This is a genomic window from Corallococcus sp. AB011P, from assembly GCF_003611605.1.
Lineage (GTDB): Bacteria > Myxococcota > Myxococcia > Myxococcales > Myxococcaceae > Corallococcus > Corallococcus coralloides.
Map to the genome: position 1 here is coordinate 388551 of NZ_RAVX01000003.1, position 14866 is coordinate 403416.

General features: G+C 70.7%; 10 protein-coding genes. 6 read left to right on the plus strand and 4 right to left on the minus strand.

All coding sequences use genetic code 11. The annotated features are described in order from the left end of the window. Nucleotides 1-35 precede the first annotated feature (35 nt). Both D7X30_RS43585 and D7X30_RS11355 read right to left on the minus strand, forming a co-directional pair. On the minus strand, nucleotides 36-2213 hold the full coding sequence (locus D7X30_RS43585; protein ID WP_120562906.1) for a putative metal-binding motif-containing protein: 2178 nt from the start codon (nucleotides 2211-2213) through the stop codon (nucleotides 36-38). 78 nt (nucleotides 2214-2291) lie between these two features. Next, the gene (locus tag D7X30_RS11355; RefSeq protein ID WP_120562907.1) at nucleotides 2292-4697 is read right to left on the minus strand and encodes an endonuclease MutS2; all 2406 of its coding nucleotides are present in this window, start codon (nucleotides 4695-4697) and stop codon (nucleotides 2292-2294) included. Between the two features lie 75 nt (nucleotides 4698-4772). On the opposite strand from D7X30_RS11355, the gene D7X30_RS11360 reads away from it, so the two are divergent. The 5 genes from D7X30_RS11360 to nadD all read left to right on the plus strand — a co-directional run bounded on the left by D7X30_RS11360 (nucleotide 4773) and on the right by nadD (nucleotide 9382). Next, entirely contained in the window at nucleotides 4773-5507 is a 735-nt protein-coding gene (locus D7X30_RS11360; RefSeq protein ID WP_120562908.1) for a lipopolysaccharide assembly protein LapB, read from the plus strand. 67 nt (nucleotides 5508-5574) lie between these two features. Beyond that, a complete protein-coding gene (locus D7X30_RS11365) occupies nucleotides 5575-6894 on the plus strand; it encodes an adenylate/guanylate cyclase domain-containing protein (RefSeq protein ID WP_120562909.1) in 1320 nt (439 codons plus the stop codon). A gap of 44 nt (nucleotides 6895-6938) precedes the next feature. Next, nucleotides 6939-8129, plus strand: a complete 1191-nt coding sequence (locus tag D7X30_RS11370) for an exo-beta-N-acetylmuramidase NamZ domain-containing protein (protein WP_120562910.1) — start codon at nucleotides 6939-6941, stop codon at nucleotides 8127-8129. 7 nt (nucleotides 8130-8136) lie between these two features. Next, complete coding sequence (locus D7X30_RS11375) at nucleotides 8137-8811, plus strand: hypothetical protein (RefSeq protein WP_120562911.1); 675 nt, start codon at nucleotides 8137-8139, stop codon at nucleotides 8809-8811. Between the two features lie 10 nt (nucleotides 8812-8821). Further along, the gene (gene nadD, locus D7X30_RS11380) at nucleotides 8822-9382 is read left to right on the plus strand and encodes a nicotinate (nicotinamide) nucleotide adenylyltransferase (protein WP_120562912.1); all 561 of its coding nucleotides are present in this window, start codon (nucleotides 8822-8824) and stop codon (nucleotides 9380-9382) included. On the opposite strand, the gene D7X30_RS11385 is transcribed toward nadD, so the two are convergent. Next, complete coding sequence (locus tag D7X30_RS11385) at nucleotides 9379-12504, minus strand: hypothetical protein (protein ID WP_120562913.1); 3126 nt, start codon at nucleotides 12502-12504, stop codon at nucleotides 9379-9381. The genes nadD and D7X30_RS11385 overlap by 4 nt on opposite strands. A gap of 89 nt (nucleotides 12505-12593) precedes the next feature. Here D7X30_RS11385 and D7X30_RS11390 point away from each other — a divergent pair, with 89 nt between their 5' ends. Then, on the plus strand, nucleotides 12594-13919 hold the full coding sequence (locus D7X30_RS11390; RefSeq protein WP_120562914.1) for a hypothetical protein: 1326 nt from the start codon (nucleotides 12594-12596) through the stop codon (nucleotides 13917-13919). Nucleotides 13920-13964: 45 nt separating this feature from the next. On the opposite strand, the gene D7X30_RS11395 is transcribed toward D7X30_RS11390, so the two are convergent. Further along, nucleotides 13965-14801, minus strand: coding sequence for a Rossmann-like and DUF2520 domain-containing protein (locus tag D7X30_RS11395; RefSeq protein WP_120563271.1), 837 nt, complete (start codon nucleotides 14799-14801; stop codon nucleotides 13965-13967). Nucleotides 14802-14866: the final 65 nt, after the last annotated feature.

Consider the following 14866-nt stretch of genomic DNA (forward strand, 5'->3'; position numbering starts at 1 on the left):
CACTGTACCCAACACTTCCCGGAGTAGGGGATAGGTCAGGGCTGCGTGCAGGAGGTGGTGGCCGGGGGGCTGATGACATGCCCGACGGCCAGCGCGCAGGGTTGGACGCTGCGCAGGTGGATGTAGCCGGCGCTGCCGCCACCGCCACCGCCAGACCCCTCGGTCCCCCAGCCATCCCGGGTTCCATCCGTGCCCTTGACGGGGGGCACCGTCCCAGCGCCGCCGGCACCGCCAGCACCTCCGGTGGTATTGCTGCCGGTTCCACCATTGGCAGGAGTCCTTGAATCCTGACTGCCGTTGGTTCCAGCGCTCCCCGTATTGCTGGTGGTCGTTCCGCCCTCGGCACCACCGCCTCCATTGGCGGTGATGCGAGCGGCGGCGGTGAGATTCAGCTGAAAGGCTTCCATCACCACCTGGCCGCCGCTGCCTCCACCCCCGCCGCCCCCCGTGCTGCCGCCGGCTCCGCCATTCCCGCTCGTGGAGAGGATCTTATCCAGTGTCAGGGTGTGTGCGACGGAGAGCTGGATGGCACCTCCGCCTGCTCCGCCCCTGCCGCCGGACGAGCCCGCACCTCCGTTTCCACCCGGGCAGCCACCCAGGAGCGGTTCGGGCCCGGTGGCGCGGTTGATGCCCGCGGCGCCACGGTTCTGTGCATTGTAGGCGTTGCCCCCGTCCGTGCCGGTGGTGCCATTGCCGCCACCGCCGCCGCCACCGCCCGTGCTTCCGGCAGCGGTCCCCGCGCCGCCTTGGGAGGTACCGCACGCGGCGTTGGGGTTGTCGATGGTGCCCGTGGCGAGAATCGACTGGGCCACGGTCGCCGATCCGTAGACCGCGAAGATGACGGGGTTGGGACCGGTGACAGTGAGGGTGCCGTTCAACGCCAGGGCCGTCACCGGGATGAGCACGGCCTGTGGGTTTCCAGCGCCCTGATCAAGCAGCACGTACTTGATCGTGTCCCGGGTCGGGACCTGGCCCGGCGGAGACCAGCTCCGGCTGGTGGTATCGAACGTCACGTTCCCAGAGGTCCGCAGCTCCCCGATGTCCGCCGCCGCGATCGAATTCGGGTCGAAGTTGGAGGGCCGGTAGGGGAAGGGGCTGCATTCGGCCGTAGCTGAGCACACGCCGGGGACACCACCGGACGTGGTGCACGTGCCGTTGAGGTCGACCTCGTACTCGCAATCGGTGTTCACCGTGCACTGCTGCCTGGCGCGGTAGCACGGCGCCGGCGCGCAGGTCGTGGGCGTGCCCACGCAGTTCCCGCTCCCATCACAGCGGTCCGGCGTGGTGCACGCGAGCGGGTCCTGACAGGCGGTCGTGTTCGGGAGCGGAGTGAAGACACATTGGCCGTTGGCCGGGTTGCACGTCCCCGAACTGGACAGGCACTGCTCCAAGGTGGTGCACGTCCGCGCGGTGCCGCCGCACTTCCCGTCGGCCCCGCACGTGTCTCCATCCGTGCACGCGTTCCCGTCGTTGCAGCTCTTGCCGACCGTGGACTCCGTGGCTTCACAGAGCCCGGAGGCGGGATTGCATGTCAGACGCGCGTCGCAGACGCCGGTGGGCTGCGTGCACGTCGTCGTCTGCGTGGGCGCGCACTTCGCCTCCAGGCCCGAGCCTTCGCAGCGGTCCCCTGTCGTGCAGGCATTGCCGTCGTCGCACGGATTGCCCGAGCAGTTCGCCTCCTGGCAGCCCGTCCGCTGGTTGCAGTTGAGGTCCACGGTGGAGCCACAGGTCTCCACGGCGCCCGGGTACCTGGCCGGATTCGAGTCATCACAGTCCGCGGGCTCGCCCCACATGGCGCCCGCCAGATGACCGTCACCATCCCCGTCCGTCGCCTTCAACGTCACCTCGAAGTTCGTGAACTTCCTGGCGACGATGGTGAGGGGCCCATTGCTCGAGTGCTGCTCCACGAAGGGGCCGTCACAACCGGTGGCGGTCGCGGAAGCGTACGAAGACGCCGTCACGTTCAGCGCCATGTCCCAGTCCGCCTTGCGGCGCACCGCGACCAGGACTTCGTTCTTCTCCGCGTTCTTGAACTGGCTGGAGAGGATGTCGGTGGCTTCCTGGTGCCCCTTCGCGTCCTTCGCCTCCACGCGCACGCACGCGGGCTTGAAGGTGCCGTACTTCACGGACACACGGATGGCGCCTTCGTCGGGAGCCTTCTCCCCACAGGCGGCCAGGAACACCACACATCCCAACAGGCAGAGCCGATACATGGCGCCGCACTGTAGCGAACACTGCCCGGGGCAGGGGAGCGGGGCCATCCAGACCCCGACTCCCTGTCACACGGTGTTTCAGCCGCGCAGGGACACCACGGTGACGCCGTCGCCGCCCTCGTGGCTCTCGCCGGGGCGGAACATGCGGATGTAGGGCGACGCGGCCAGGTGGTCCCGGATGGCCTGCTTGAGCGCTCCGGTGCCGTGGCCGTGGATGATGAGCGCGGCCTCCTCACCCTTGCGCAGGCCCTGGTCCAGGAACGTCTCCAGCTCCGCCAGCGCGTCGTCCGCGCGCATGCCGCGCACGTCGCAGCGGAAGTGCGTGGCATCCACCTGCGACGGCGCCGCGGAGGCCGCGCGCTTCAGGGCCGCTTCGCCCTTTCGCTGATCCGGGAACTTCGCCTGCTGCGGCTTCTTGCCCCGCGACCCGGACAGCTCCGTCGTGGGCACCCGCATCTTCAGCGCGCCGCCCGCGGACACCACCGCCTGGCCCTCCGTCAGCTCCAGGATCTCCACGTCCCGGCCCAGGCCGGAGTGGTGCACCCACGCGCCCACCTTGAGGTTCGCGGGCCCCGGGGCCTCCACCTGGAACAGCTCCGCCTTGGCCGCCGCCGCGCGCTTCAGCGCCTCGTCCGCGCGCTGCTGCAACTGCATCCGCGCCTCGGAGAGCGCCTTCTCGTTCTGCTCCGAGCGCAGCTTCACCAAGAGGTCGCGGACCTCCTGGGCGGCGTGCTCGCTGGCCGCGTGCACGTCCTCGTTGAACTGCATCATCCGGCCCTTGCGCTCGCGCTCGAAGGCGACCTTCTGCTTCTCCAGGTCCGCGCGGAGGGCCTCCGCCTCCTTCGCCGCGATGCGCGCCTTCTCCAGCTCCTCGTAGAGCTTGCGCCGCTCGTCCTCCGCGGCCGCCAGCGCCTTGGTGAGCGGGCCGCCCGCGTTGAGCGACAGCTCCCGCGCGCGCTCGCACACGGAGGTGGGCAGGCCCACCCGCGCCGCCACGTCGATGGCGGACGACTGGCCGGACGCGCCCATCTGCAACCGGAACGTGGGCGCCATCCGCTTGGAGTCGAAGCCCACGCGCGCGTTGAGGAAGCGCGGATCCATGTGCGCCAGCGCCTTGAGCTCCTCCAGGTGCGTCGTCACCAGGACGTACACGCCCTTGCCCAACAGCTCCTCCAGCACCGCGATGGCGATGGCCGCGCCCTCGCGCGGATCCGTGTCCGACGCGATTTCGTCGATGAGCACCAGCGAGTCCGTCCCCACCGCCGCCAGGATGTCCCGCAGCAGGGTGACGTGGCCGCTGAACGACGACAGGCCCTGCGACAGGTCCTGCGTGTCACCCACGGTGGAGTGCACGGAGCGGTACAGCGGCATCCGCGACCCTTCGCCCACCGGGATGGGCAGGCCCGCGCGCAGCATCAGCGCGCACAGCCCCACGCCCGTCAGCGTCACCGTCTTGCCGCCCGCGTTGGGGCCGGACACCACCAGCGCCCGGGCGCTTTCGGTGAGCGTCACGTCGTTGGACACCACCTCCGTGCCCTTGAGCACCAGGCGCGGGTGGCGCAGCGCGCGCAGCTGCAGCTCCTTCACACCCACGAAGGTGGGCGTCGTGGCGTCCAGGTCCGCGGACAGGATGGCGATGGCCTCCACCTCGTCCAGCTCCGCCACCGCCTCCAGGCCCTCCAGCATGCGCACGGACTCGCGGCCCACGAGCCTGCTCAGCTCCTGGAGGACCTTGAGCTCCTCCTCCGCGACCTCCGACTGCGCGATGGCCAGGTCGTTGCCCAGGCCCACCATCGCCTGGGGCTCCATGAAGAGCGTCTGCCCCGTCTGGCTGGCGTTGTGGACGATGCCGTCCACCTCCGCGCGGTAGTTCGACACCACCGGCACCACGTACCGCCCGTTGCGCAGCGTGTAGTAGTTCTCGCGCAGCTTGGCGGTGAACGTCAGGTCGTGGAGCATCTCATCCAGGCGCGACTTGATCCGCCGGTGCAGGCCGCGGGCGCGGTCCCGCGCTTCCTTCAGCTCCGGGCTGGCGCGGTCGGAGATGGTTCCGTCCGGTTCGAAACACTGATCCAGCCGGCGCGCCATGGCCTCCAGGAAGGGCAGGCGCTTGGAGATCTCCACCAGGCGGGGGACGCGCTCCTTGCGCTCGTCCAGGGCCTCGCGGGTGCGGGCGAAGGCGAAGAGCAACTGGGCCGCGTCGATGAGCTGGCGGGGCTCCAGCACGCCGCCCTTCTCCGCGTGGCCCACCGCGGTGCGCAGGTCCGTCACGCCGCCCAGGGGCAGGGAGAACTGCTGCTGGGAGAGGAAGCGGGCCTCGTCGACGAGCGCCAGCGCTTCGGCCACTTCCGTCTCTGTGTCCAGGAATGGACGGGCCAGCACCCGCTCCCTTCCTGGCTCGGTGCGGCAGCGCTGCGTCAGCGCGCGGAGCACTTCCGAGAAACCAAGGTCTTCCAGCGTCCTGTGGGAAATCTGCACGGTCATGGGTTTCATGCGAGGCCGGGTGTCCGTCAAGAGGAAGTATTGAGGTGGCCCACCGGGACCTGCTATCTGCCAACCATGATGTGGGTTCTCGTGGCGGCGCTGCTTGCGGGCGCGTCCGACGCACCGGCCTCTCCGGTCCTGACGGCGCAAGCAACCCCGGCCCCCAGTCCGCTGGCGGATGCACTGGCGCTGGAGACCGCGGGTAACGACGCGGGAGCCCTCGTCGCCCTGGAGCGGCTGATCTCCAACCAGCCCCGCTGGGAGTTGCCCAGGCTGGAGGCCGCGCGGCTGCTCCTCAAGGGAGGCAGCGCCCCGGAGCTGGAGCGCGCGACCAGCCACCTGGACGCCGCCCAGCGCGAGGCCCCGGACAACCCCCGCGTGTACTTCCTCCAGGGGCAGCTGTTGGAAGAGAAGGGCGCCACCTTCGACGCCATCCGCGTCTATGAGAAGGCCGTGTCCCTGCGCCCGTCCTATGACGACGCGCGCTTCCGGCTCGCGGGCCTCTGGGCGCAGGCGGGGGACTGGCTCAAGGCGGAGCTGCACTACCGCCCCCTGTCCAAGTCCCGGCCCGCGTGGGTGCAGGTGCGCATGCAGCTGGCGGCGGTGCTGGAGAAGCAGGGGCGCGCGCTGGACGCGGAGCGGGAGTTCCTGGCCGCGCGTGACGCCCAGCCGGACAACCCGGGGGTGCTGAGGACCCTGGCGGCCTTCTACGAGCGGACGGACAGGCCCCAGCTCGCAGCGAAGGTGAGGGCGCAGCTGACGGCGCCGGCGAAGCGCAACATGCGGGCCCTCAAACCTTCGAAGCGCTGACAGCGAGCGGCGGAGCGCGGTCCGTGGCGATTGCTTCGCGCGACGCGCTGCATACACTGCCCCCGCTTTGAAGACCGCCAACCTCGCCATCGTCTTCACCGACATCAAGGGCTTCACCGAACGCACCAGTCGGCAGACGCTGGAGGAGAACCAGCGGCTGCTCCAGGTGCATGAGGCGTTGCTCGCGCCGCTGTTCAAGGCGTTCGGTGGACGCATCATCAAATCGATTGGCGACGCGTTCCTCGTCACCTTCGAGTCCCCCACCCAGGCGGTGCTGAGCGGCATCGCCATCCAGGACCGGCTCTGGCACCACAACCGGCAGCTCCAGGAGGAGGAGCAGATCCACGTCCGCGTCGCGGTGAACGTGGGTGAGGTGCGGGTGGAGAACAACGACATCTTCGGCGAGCCGGTGAACATCGCGGCCCGCGTGGAGGGCATCACCGACGCGGGCGAGGTCTTCTTCACGGAGGCCGTCTACCTCTCCATGAACAAGGCGGAGGTGCCGTCGCAGGAGGTGGGCTCGTTCGAGCTGAAGGGCATCCCCGGGAAGATCCGCGTCTTCCGCGTGCCGCGCGCGCCCTACCGGGTGCTGGCGCCCACGCCGGACGCGGTGCTGCCCACGCCGGAGGAGGCGTCCTCGCTGCCGCCCTACGGCAACCTGGCCCTGGCGCGCGTGGAGTCGAACCTGGACATGGGCCAGCGCGCGGCGGCGGTGGGGCAGGGCGCGGTGGCGGTGGGCCAGCGCGCGGCGGCGGGCGCGGTGGCGGTGGGGCAGCGGGCCACGGTGCTGGGCAAACAGGCGCGCACCGCGACGGATGCGCTCTGGGCGCGCGCGTACGCGAAGCTGCCGTCCTCCATCACCTCGAAGGTGTCGTCCACCGTGGCCGGGTGGGGCGCGTGCGCGGGGCTGGTGGTGGTGCTGTTGGGCGGGGGGCTGCTCGTCAACGGAGGCGGCCCCACGATGCGGGCCATCCGCGACGTGGAGGGCGCCACCGGCACGGAGAAGACCCAGCGCGTGAACGAGGCGAAGCGGCTCATCAAGCTGGAGGAGGCGGACCAGCGCGCCTACCTCAGCGGGCGGCTGGAGGAGGCACAGGGCAACATGGGCGCCGCGGTGGTCCACTACGCGGCGGCGGTGCGCAAGGACGGCAACGGCCGTGCGTCGTCCCGGCTCATCTCCCTGCTGAAGCATGAGCAGTGCGGCGTGCGCTCCAGCGCGGCGACGGCCGTGGGCGGCCTGCGCCTGGAAGACGCGCGCGGAGCGCTGGAATCCCTGGCCGACGACGGAGGCCCGAACGAAGGGACCGCCGGGGGCTTCCTCGGCCTGGGCACCTGTGACTCGAAGCAGGCGGCGGCGGACGCGCTCAAGCGTCTCCCCGCGAACTGACCCTTCCTGCGCCCGCGCGAGGCCGCGGGACGAGGCGACCGAACGTGACGAAGGTGAAGACGGGACTGGATGTATGGGCGGCGCAGGGGTTCTCCGCGCTCAAGGGCAAGCGCGTGGGCGCCATCGTCAATCCCACGAGCGTGGACTCGCGCTTCCGCCACCTGGCGGATCTGCTGGCCGGGACGGATGGCGTGACGCTGGCGGCGCTCTTCGGGCCGGAGCACGGCATCCGGGGTGAAGCCCAGTACATGGTGGCCGTGGACGAGGCGCGCGACCGCAAGACGGGCGTCCCGGTGCACAGCCTCTACGGCTCCACCTTCGAGTCGCTCTCCCCGCGCCAGGAGTGGCTGAAGGGGCTGGACGCGCTGGTGTTCGACATCCAGGACGTGGGCAGCCGCTACTACACCTACGTCTACACCATGGCCCTGGCGATGAAGGCCGCGGTCCAGGCCCGCGTGCCGTTCTACGTGCTGGACCGGCCCAACCCGCTGGATGGGGTGACGCTGGAGGGCAACCTCGTGGGGGAGAAGTTCCGCTCCTTCGTGGGGCTGTACGCGCTGCCCAACCGCCACGGCATGACGGCGGGGGAGCTGGCGCGGCTGTTCAACGCGCAGGAGGGCTTTGGCTGCGAGCTCACGGTGGTGCCGTGCGAGGGCTGGACGCGCGACATGTACTGGAGCGACACGGGCCTGCCGTTCCTGCCGCCGTCGCCCAACATGCCCACCGCGGACACGGCGCTGGTGTACCCGGGCATGTGCCAGCTCGAGGGCACCAACGTGTCCGAAGGCCGCGGCACCTGCCGGCCCTTCGAGCAGTTCGGCGCGCCGTGGGTGGACACGGATCAGCTGATGGCCCGGCTGGACAAGGAGCGGCTGCCGGGCGTGGCCTTCCGTCCGGTGGGCTTCACCCCCACGTTCGACAAGTACACGGGCCAGTCGTGCAGCGGGGCCTTCATCCACGTCACGGACCGCAAGTCGTTCCAGCCGCTGCGCACGGGCATCGCCATCACCCAGGCGCTGCACGACATCGGGCCGGGGCACTTCGCCTGGCGGGCGGACGCGTACGAGTTCGTGGAGGACGTGCCCGCGTTCGACCTGCTGTGCGGCACCGACCAGGTGCGCCGCGGCATCGAAGAGGGCTGGTCCCTGGACCGGATGCTGGAGGGCTTCGAGGCGCAGGCGGAGGCCTTCCGCAAGCGCCGCGAGCCCGCCCTGCTGTACGCTTCCTCGCGGTGACCTCCACGTGATTGGTGTCTTCTCCGATACGCATGGCGACCTGGACGCCTTCGACGCGGCCTACGAGCTGCTGCGCGCGAAGGGCGCCCGGCGCTTCCTCTTCTGCGGCGCGCGCTACACGGACCTGGATGAGTGGGTGCTGTGGCGCCGCAAGAAGAGCCGGGGCGGGCGCGAGTACTCGGACGCGGACTTCCTGGCGGACGTGACGCAGTGGCTGGTGGCGCCCCAGGACGGACTCGGGCGCACGCCCGCGTCCCGCGAGGCCCCCGCGGACCTGGCCTCCGAGGACGACCGGCGGCTGGTGATGGAGCGCTTCGTGCGTGTGCCGGATCGCGACTCGCTGGCGTACCGGGACCCCGCGGTGGCCAACAAGGCCATGGACCTGGTGGGGGACACGCTCTGCTGCGTGGTGCACGACAAGAACGACCTGGTGCGGGACGACCTGCTCAACGCGCAGGTGTTCATCCACGGCAAGGAGTCCGAGCCGGCGGTGGTGCAGATTGGCCCGCGCTACTTCGTGACGCCGGGCCGGCTGGTGGGGGCCGCGGAGCAGACGTGCGGCCTGTTGGAGAAGGCGGAGCGCAACCTGAGCTTCTCCGCGTTCCGGTTGGATGGACACCTGGTGCTGCCGCCCCGGGTGCTGCAGGTCGATTCACGCTCGACGAAGCTCACCGTCAAATAAGAGGCCCGCCGTGAAGGTCGCGCTGCTCGGAGGCTCGTTCAACCCGCCGCACGTGGGCCACTTGATGGCGGCCTCCTACGTCCACGCGACGCAGGGCGTGGATGCGGTGTGGCTGATGCCCACGTTCCACCATCCGTTCGGCAAGCAGCTGGAGCCCTTCGAGGCGCGCGTGCGCATGTGCGAGGCGCTCTGCCGCGAGACGTCCGGCTGGCTCCAGACGAGCCTGGTGGAGCGCGAGCTGGGCGGCGGCGGGCGCACGGTGGACACGCTGGCGTACCTGGTGGAGCGCCATCCGGACACGCGGTTCTCGTTGATCATCGGCAGCGACATCCTGAGGGACCTGCCGCAGTGGAAGGACTTCGACCGCATCCAGCGGATGGCGCGCGTGCTGGTGCTCTACCGCGCGGGCTATCCGGCGCCGGACACGGTGGGGCCGCCGCTGGCGGAGGTGTCCTCCACGCAGGTGCGCGACCAGCTGGCGCGCGGCCTGGAGCCGTCGGAGCTGGTGCCCTCCGCGGTGCTCCAGGTGGCGCGCGATGAAGGCCTGTATGGCCTGCGCGGGCCTCGCTAGAAGGTCATCCCGATGACGTGCAGGTCGCCAAAGCCGTCATCGAAGCGGTGGGCGTACTGGTAGAAGAACGACAGCGCGTAGGCCTGGCCCACGGAGAGCCGCAGCGTGGCGGAGCCGCCCACCGCCGCGTGGTTGGCCCGGTTGTCCGTGCGCGCGAGCGAACCGAACGCGTCCAGCTCAACCTGGCTGATGAAGAGGGACGGCAGCACCCACAGCGTGGACGCCCAGCCGTAGTCGATGATGAAGCGGTAGCGGTAGCGCGCGTTGGCGAGCAGCACGTTGCGCGCGCGGAAGGTGTGGTCCTCGTAGCCGCGCAGGTACTCGCTGAAGGCGAGGCCCGGCTGGAGCTGGAGCGGCAGGCCGCCGTCGGTGGTGCTGTCGCGGTTGATGAAGAAGGCCTGGCCCGGGAGGATGCCGCCGACCTCCAGCAGGCCGTCAGGCGCGCCGGGCAGGAAGCGGCCCGCGACGGAGAGCTGGAGGTTGTCCTTGCCGGTGAAGGGCAGGCCGCCCAGATAGCCGTCCACGCCCAGGCGCAGGTCTCCCACGGTGGACTCACGCGCGAAGGCCTTCGGGAAGACGCCGCCGCTCACGGACAGGCCCAGGCCGCGCTGCGTGCCGCCGTAGGACGTGCCCTCTCCGGCGAAGTACGACGCGGCGACCTCCGGTCCAATGAGGCGCGTGGTGATGGCCGGCCGGCGATCCGTGGCGTCGAAGCGGCGGTCGAGCGCGAGCACGCCGAAGCTCACGGGGGTCGTCCAGAACGTGCGCGACGCGAACGCGGTGGCCTGCAGGTCCGTGCGCTCGTTCTCGCGCAGGCGTGACGCGGAGACCTGGATGTAGAAGGGCGACAGCAGCGCGTTACCGTACGCGAACGACACGCCGGGCTGCTTCTCCTTCATGTCGTACGTCAGCGTGAGCGCGTAGGCGTTGAAGCCCAACCGGTCCTGGCCCGCGATGGAGATGCCACCCGCGAAGTACGGGTCGTTTCCGTCGACGTCGTTGGGGACCGTGTAGAAGTAGGGGACGCGGTAGTTCGGGATGAAGAAGCCTTCGAGCGGCGAATAGGGCTCGTCCGTCAGCACGTCCACCGCGTGGCCGACGACGGCCGGAGGCGTCACGGGCGCGTCCACGTCATGGGCGGGATCCACCGGCAGGGGCGGCGGTGCCACGGCGGTCGCGGGGACGTCGGAAGCGGCCTGCGTGGGGGCATCCGTCGGGGGCGCGGGCTGGCCTGGGAAGGCGACGAAGCCGTCCTGCGCGTCCGTGCCCCGGGGCTCGGTGTGGGTGGTCGCTGTCTCGGGTGCCGGTGCGGTCGCCACGCTCGTGGACGGCGGCTCGGGCGTCGCGCGCAGCTCGGCCAGGGCCTCCGTGAGGGGCGCGCGGTCCACGGTGAAGTTGATGCCGTCGCGGTTGAGGAAGGCCACGGCGTCCCCGCCCACGGGCGCCGCGTCCATCACCAGGACTGGCGCGTCGGTGACGCGGGCGATGCGCCGGGTGGACACCGTCATCACGTGCGCCTGGAGCCGGCCTTCGTGCTCGCGCAGGAAGACGAGGTGATCGTCGTCCAGCCACCGGGGCGAGTAGTTGAACAGCCCATCCCGCGTGAGCCAGCGCAGCGAACCGTCCGGCTCGCGCAGCACCAGGTCCCAGCCTTCCGCGCCGTTCATGGGGAACACGTACCGTCCACCGCCTGGTGAGGTCACGGGCGTGCCCAGCGCCGTATGCGCCTTGAAGTCCGTCAGCCGCTCACGCTGGCCGCTCTCCAGATCCAACCGCACGAGGTTGGCCGCATCGCCGTTCACCTCAACGAACACGTAGGACCGGCCATCCGCCGTCACGTCGCCGCCCATGCCCACCAGGTCGTCCCACAGCCGCACCACGTCGCCCGTGCGCGCGTCCACCCGCCACAGCTTCCCCGTGTAGCTGCCCACCGCGTCGATGTCCGCGCTGACCAGGTACAGCCACTGGCCGTCCCGGCTGAACGTCATGCCGCTGACCAGCGACGGGCTGGCCACCACCCACCGGCGCCCCGGCAACAGCTGCACCAGCGCGCGGCTGAAGCGCTCGCGGCCGTCGCGCTCGCGCACGGTGAGGTGGGTGATGGCTTCACGGCCCACGCTCACCAGCGCCGTGCTGCCGTCGGCCGGGTTCGCGACGAGCCGCGAGAAGTAGCCCGCCTCCCGCACGAGCACCTGCTGCGTGGCGGGGCGCTCGCGCACCTGGAGGTTCTTCTGGAGGCTCTGCTCGAACTCGCTGAACAGCGACCCAATGTCCTTGCCGTACACCCGCTTGAACCGCAGCGTCACCGCGATGGGCGGGAACAGCGAGTTGCCCTGTTCCTCCACCAGCTTCCACAGGCGCTTCTCGCCATAGGTCTTCGCCAGGTACTCCACGAAGTTCATACCGCTCAGGTAGTTGCCGCCGAACGGATCCAGCGCGCGGTTCTCAGGGGAGAGGTAGCCCGCGTTGAGCTCGCCCTTCTTGGCGACCACCGCGCCCTCCCACCAGCCGCGCCACACCGGGCTGTAGGGACGTCCCGTGTCCTTGCCCAGCCGGCCCTCGTAGTAGGTGGCCAGGCCCTCCAGGAACCAGGACTCGGTGAAGATGTTGGGCTGGAAGAGGCCGCCCGTGACCTTGTTCAGGACGTTCCACAGCCCGCCCACCTGCTGCATCTGCACGTAGTGGACGGACTCGTGACAGGCCACGTCGCCGATGTCCGTCTCACCCAGACCCAGCAGGTTGAACTGCTCCAGCGTCATGTGCTGCGGCAGCACCATCTGCTGCGGCGTGCTGGCGAACTCCGACTGGACGTACGCGTTGTTGAAGTCCGCGCTCGTCAGGTAGACGAGCACCCGCTTGCGCTCGACCTTGCTCCACGCGTCGCCGCGCAGCTGCTCCACGCAGCCTTCCATCCGGGCGGCCATCCGCAGCGCCGTCGCGCGCAGATGCGCCGGGTAGTACAGCTCCATCGACCGCGTCGTCAGCTTGTGCATGTCGTCCCGGGCGAACGACGCCTGGACGTTTTGCGGAAAACGGGGTGCGACGAAAGCACACCCCGATGTCAGTAACAGGAGACAAGCGAGGATGGCGGGCTGGCGGGCAGGCCCGCGAGAAGCTGACATGGCGACGCATCCTACCGATGACAATTCGTAGTCAGGAACGCGTTTTTCACGGTAAGGGAACGCGTCGCATTCCTCACAGGAACCTTCCCATGACCGAACCCGCCGAGCCCCAGGGGCTCCCTGTTCCGCAGCACGTCCACAATGCGCAGCTCCAGCTTTCCGCCGCGTTGGAGAAGGCCAGCGGCGCGCCGGTCGACCTGACGAAGGCTCCGTGGGCGGACGTGGAGACGTCGGTCATCCAGTTGCTGGGCGGCCGGTTCGACCCGAACAACCCGAACCACCAGGGCGCTGCGCTGGGCCTGGCGGGCGGCTTCGCGCTGCGCCTCATCTCCGAGCACCAGGCGTTCTGGTTCCCCAACCGGGACTCGCCGGAAGGCGCCTCGCTGGGCTTCCCGGAGGCCATCATCATGCTGTCCCCGTTCGGGGCGGTGATGGACGCGCTGGTGCAGGGCAAGTTGACGCGGCTGGACGACCTGGCCGCCGACATCCGCCGCTCGCTGGGGCAGGCGCGCTTCGGCACCAACCCGGCGCAGGCCCTGGGCGGCGGTCAGCCCCAGCGGCTGGGTCCCCAGGAGTACCAGCGCCTGTTCGACCCCGGCTTCCTCCAGTTCATCGTGGTGGACCCGGCCAAGGCGAAGCAGGCGCTGGAGGCGAAGACGGACGCGCTGGCGCGCGACGTGCGTGACGCGCTGGGCCGCACCCAGCCGCCGCTGCCGCCGGAGGCCCGCCAGCAGTTCGAGGGGCAGATCGTCACGTCGCTGCAGCGCATGGAGCAGGGCAAGACGCTGGCGGAGCAGGCCGAGCGCGCCCCGCGGCTCGCGGAGCTGCTGACGCACCTGGTGGCGACGGTGGGCGGCACGGGCTCCGCGCCGGAGGAGTTCTGGCACGACGTGGTGCTGCCGCTGCTGTTCATCGGCGCGCCCGCGAGCTTCCCGCCGCTGGATGACGACGAGCTGGAGGCGTTCAAGCAGGGCGCGGATCCGCTGGCGCTCTTCGTGGACGTGGTGCCGCACTCGCACCGCGCGCCGGACGAGGGCCTGCTGGGCGCGTTCGAGATGTCGGAGATCGGCCTGGTGCACCCGGCCTTCCAGAAGGTCGGCGCGCTGCGCCTCATCCGGATCAACCCGGACCGGCTGAAGCCGATGCTGGAGAAGTACGACCCGAACGCGACCATGGACGCGGTGCAGCGCTTCACGGCGCACGTGTCCCAGGCGGCGGGCAAGCCGGCCGCGGAGTCCCCGCAGAGCAAGGAGATGATGCAGGCGGCGCTGACGCTGCTGGCGGACCTGAAGCGCTCCGTGTCGGTGGGCGGCGACGTCTGCCTGCGCCGCCTCACGGAGGCCGAGGCCGCCTCCGAGCAGGCGCTGGCCATCGTGCGCCGCGCGCTGCAGAGCCCGCGCATCATCCTCACCTAGTCCGGTGGGAAGGGCGCGCGTCCGGGGCGACCGGGACGCGCGCCGTCACTTCCTCGCGAGCAGGGCTTCCAGCGCGGCACGGGGCTCCGGACGGAGCCGCTCCGAGGCCAGCCGCAGGGCCCGCCGCGAGAGCTGCGCGTAGAGCGGTGCGATGTCTGGAGGCAGCGCCGAGAGGTGCGCCGCGACGACGCCCGCGTCCCCCCGGACGATGGGACCGGTGAGTCCACCCGAGAGGCCGCGCGCCTCGATGCCTCGCAGCGCCGAGCGCATCAGCGGCAGCAGGGCCTTCAAGGCCGCATCGGGATCGATGCCCGCCGCGCCCAGTGCGCCCACCGCCGCGTCCGCCAGGGCCACCAGTCCACCGGCGCTCAGCACCGCGCCCGCGTGGTAGGCCGCGCGGTGCGCCTCTGGAACGTCGAACATCGCGAAGCCCACGTCCTCCGCCATGCGCTGGAGCACTGCGCGCAGGGCAGGGGAGCGCGTGCTGATGGCGGCGGTGTGGCCCGCGAGCGAGTCCCTCGCGGAGGACACGGCGCAGAGTGGATGGAAGGAACCCACCGCGCGGCCCCGCTGCGTGCCCAGCGCGGAGAGGGGCAGGGCGCCCGCGGTGTGCACCAGCGACACCGTGCGTGGCAGCTCGCGGGAGAGGGCCTCGGACACCGAGGGCACCGCCGCGTCCGGAACGCACAGCACGCAGACGCGAGCCTTCTTCAGGTCCGCTGGGGTCGCGGGCTTCAGGCCCAGGGCCTGGGTGCGCTCCCGGCCCGCGGCGTCGCGCGAATACACGCGCACGGGCCAGCGCTTCGCCTGCAGCGCCAACGCGAGCGCGCCTCCCAGCCGGCCCGCGCCGACGATGACCACCGGGACGCGGTGCGCCTTCACCGTCACGGGCTTCTTCGCGCCCTGCGCGGGACGGCCCAGCGGGGCAGCGGAGCCATCGCGAGCCA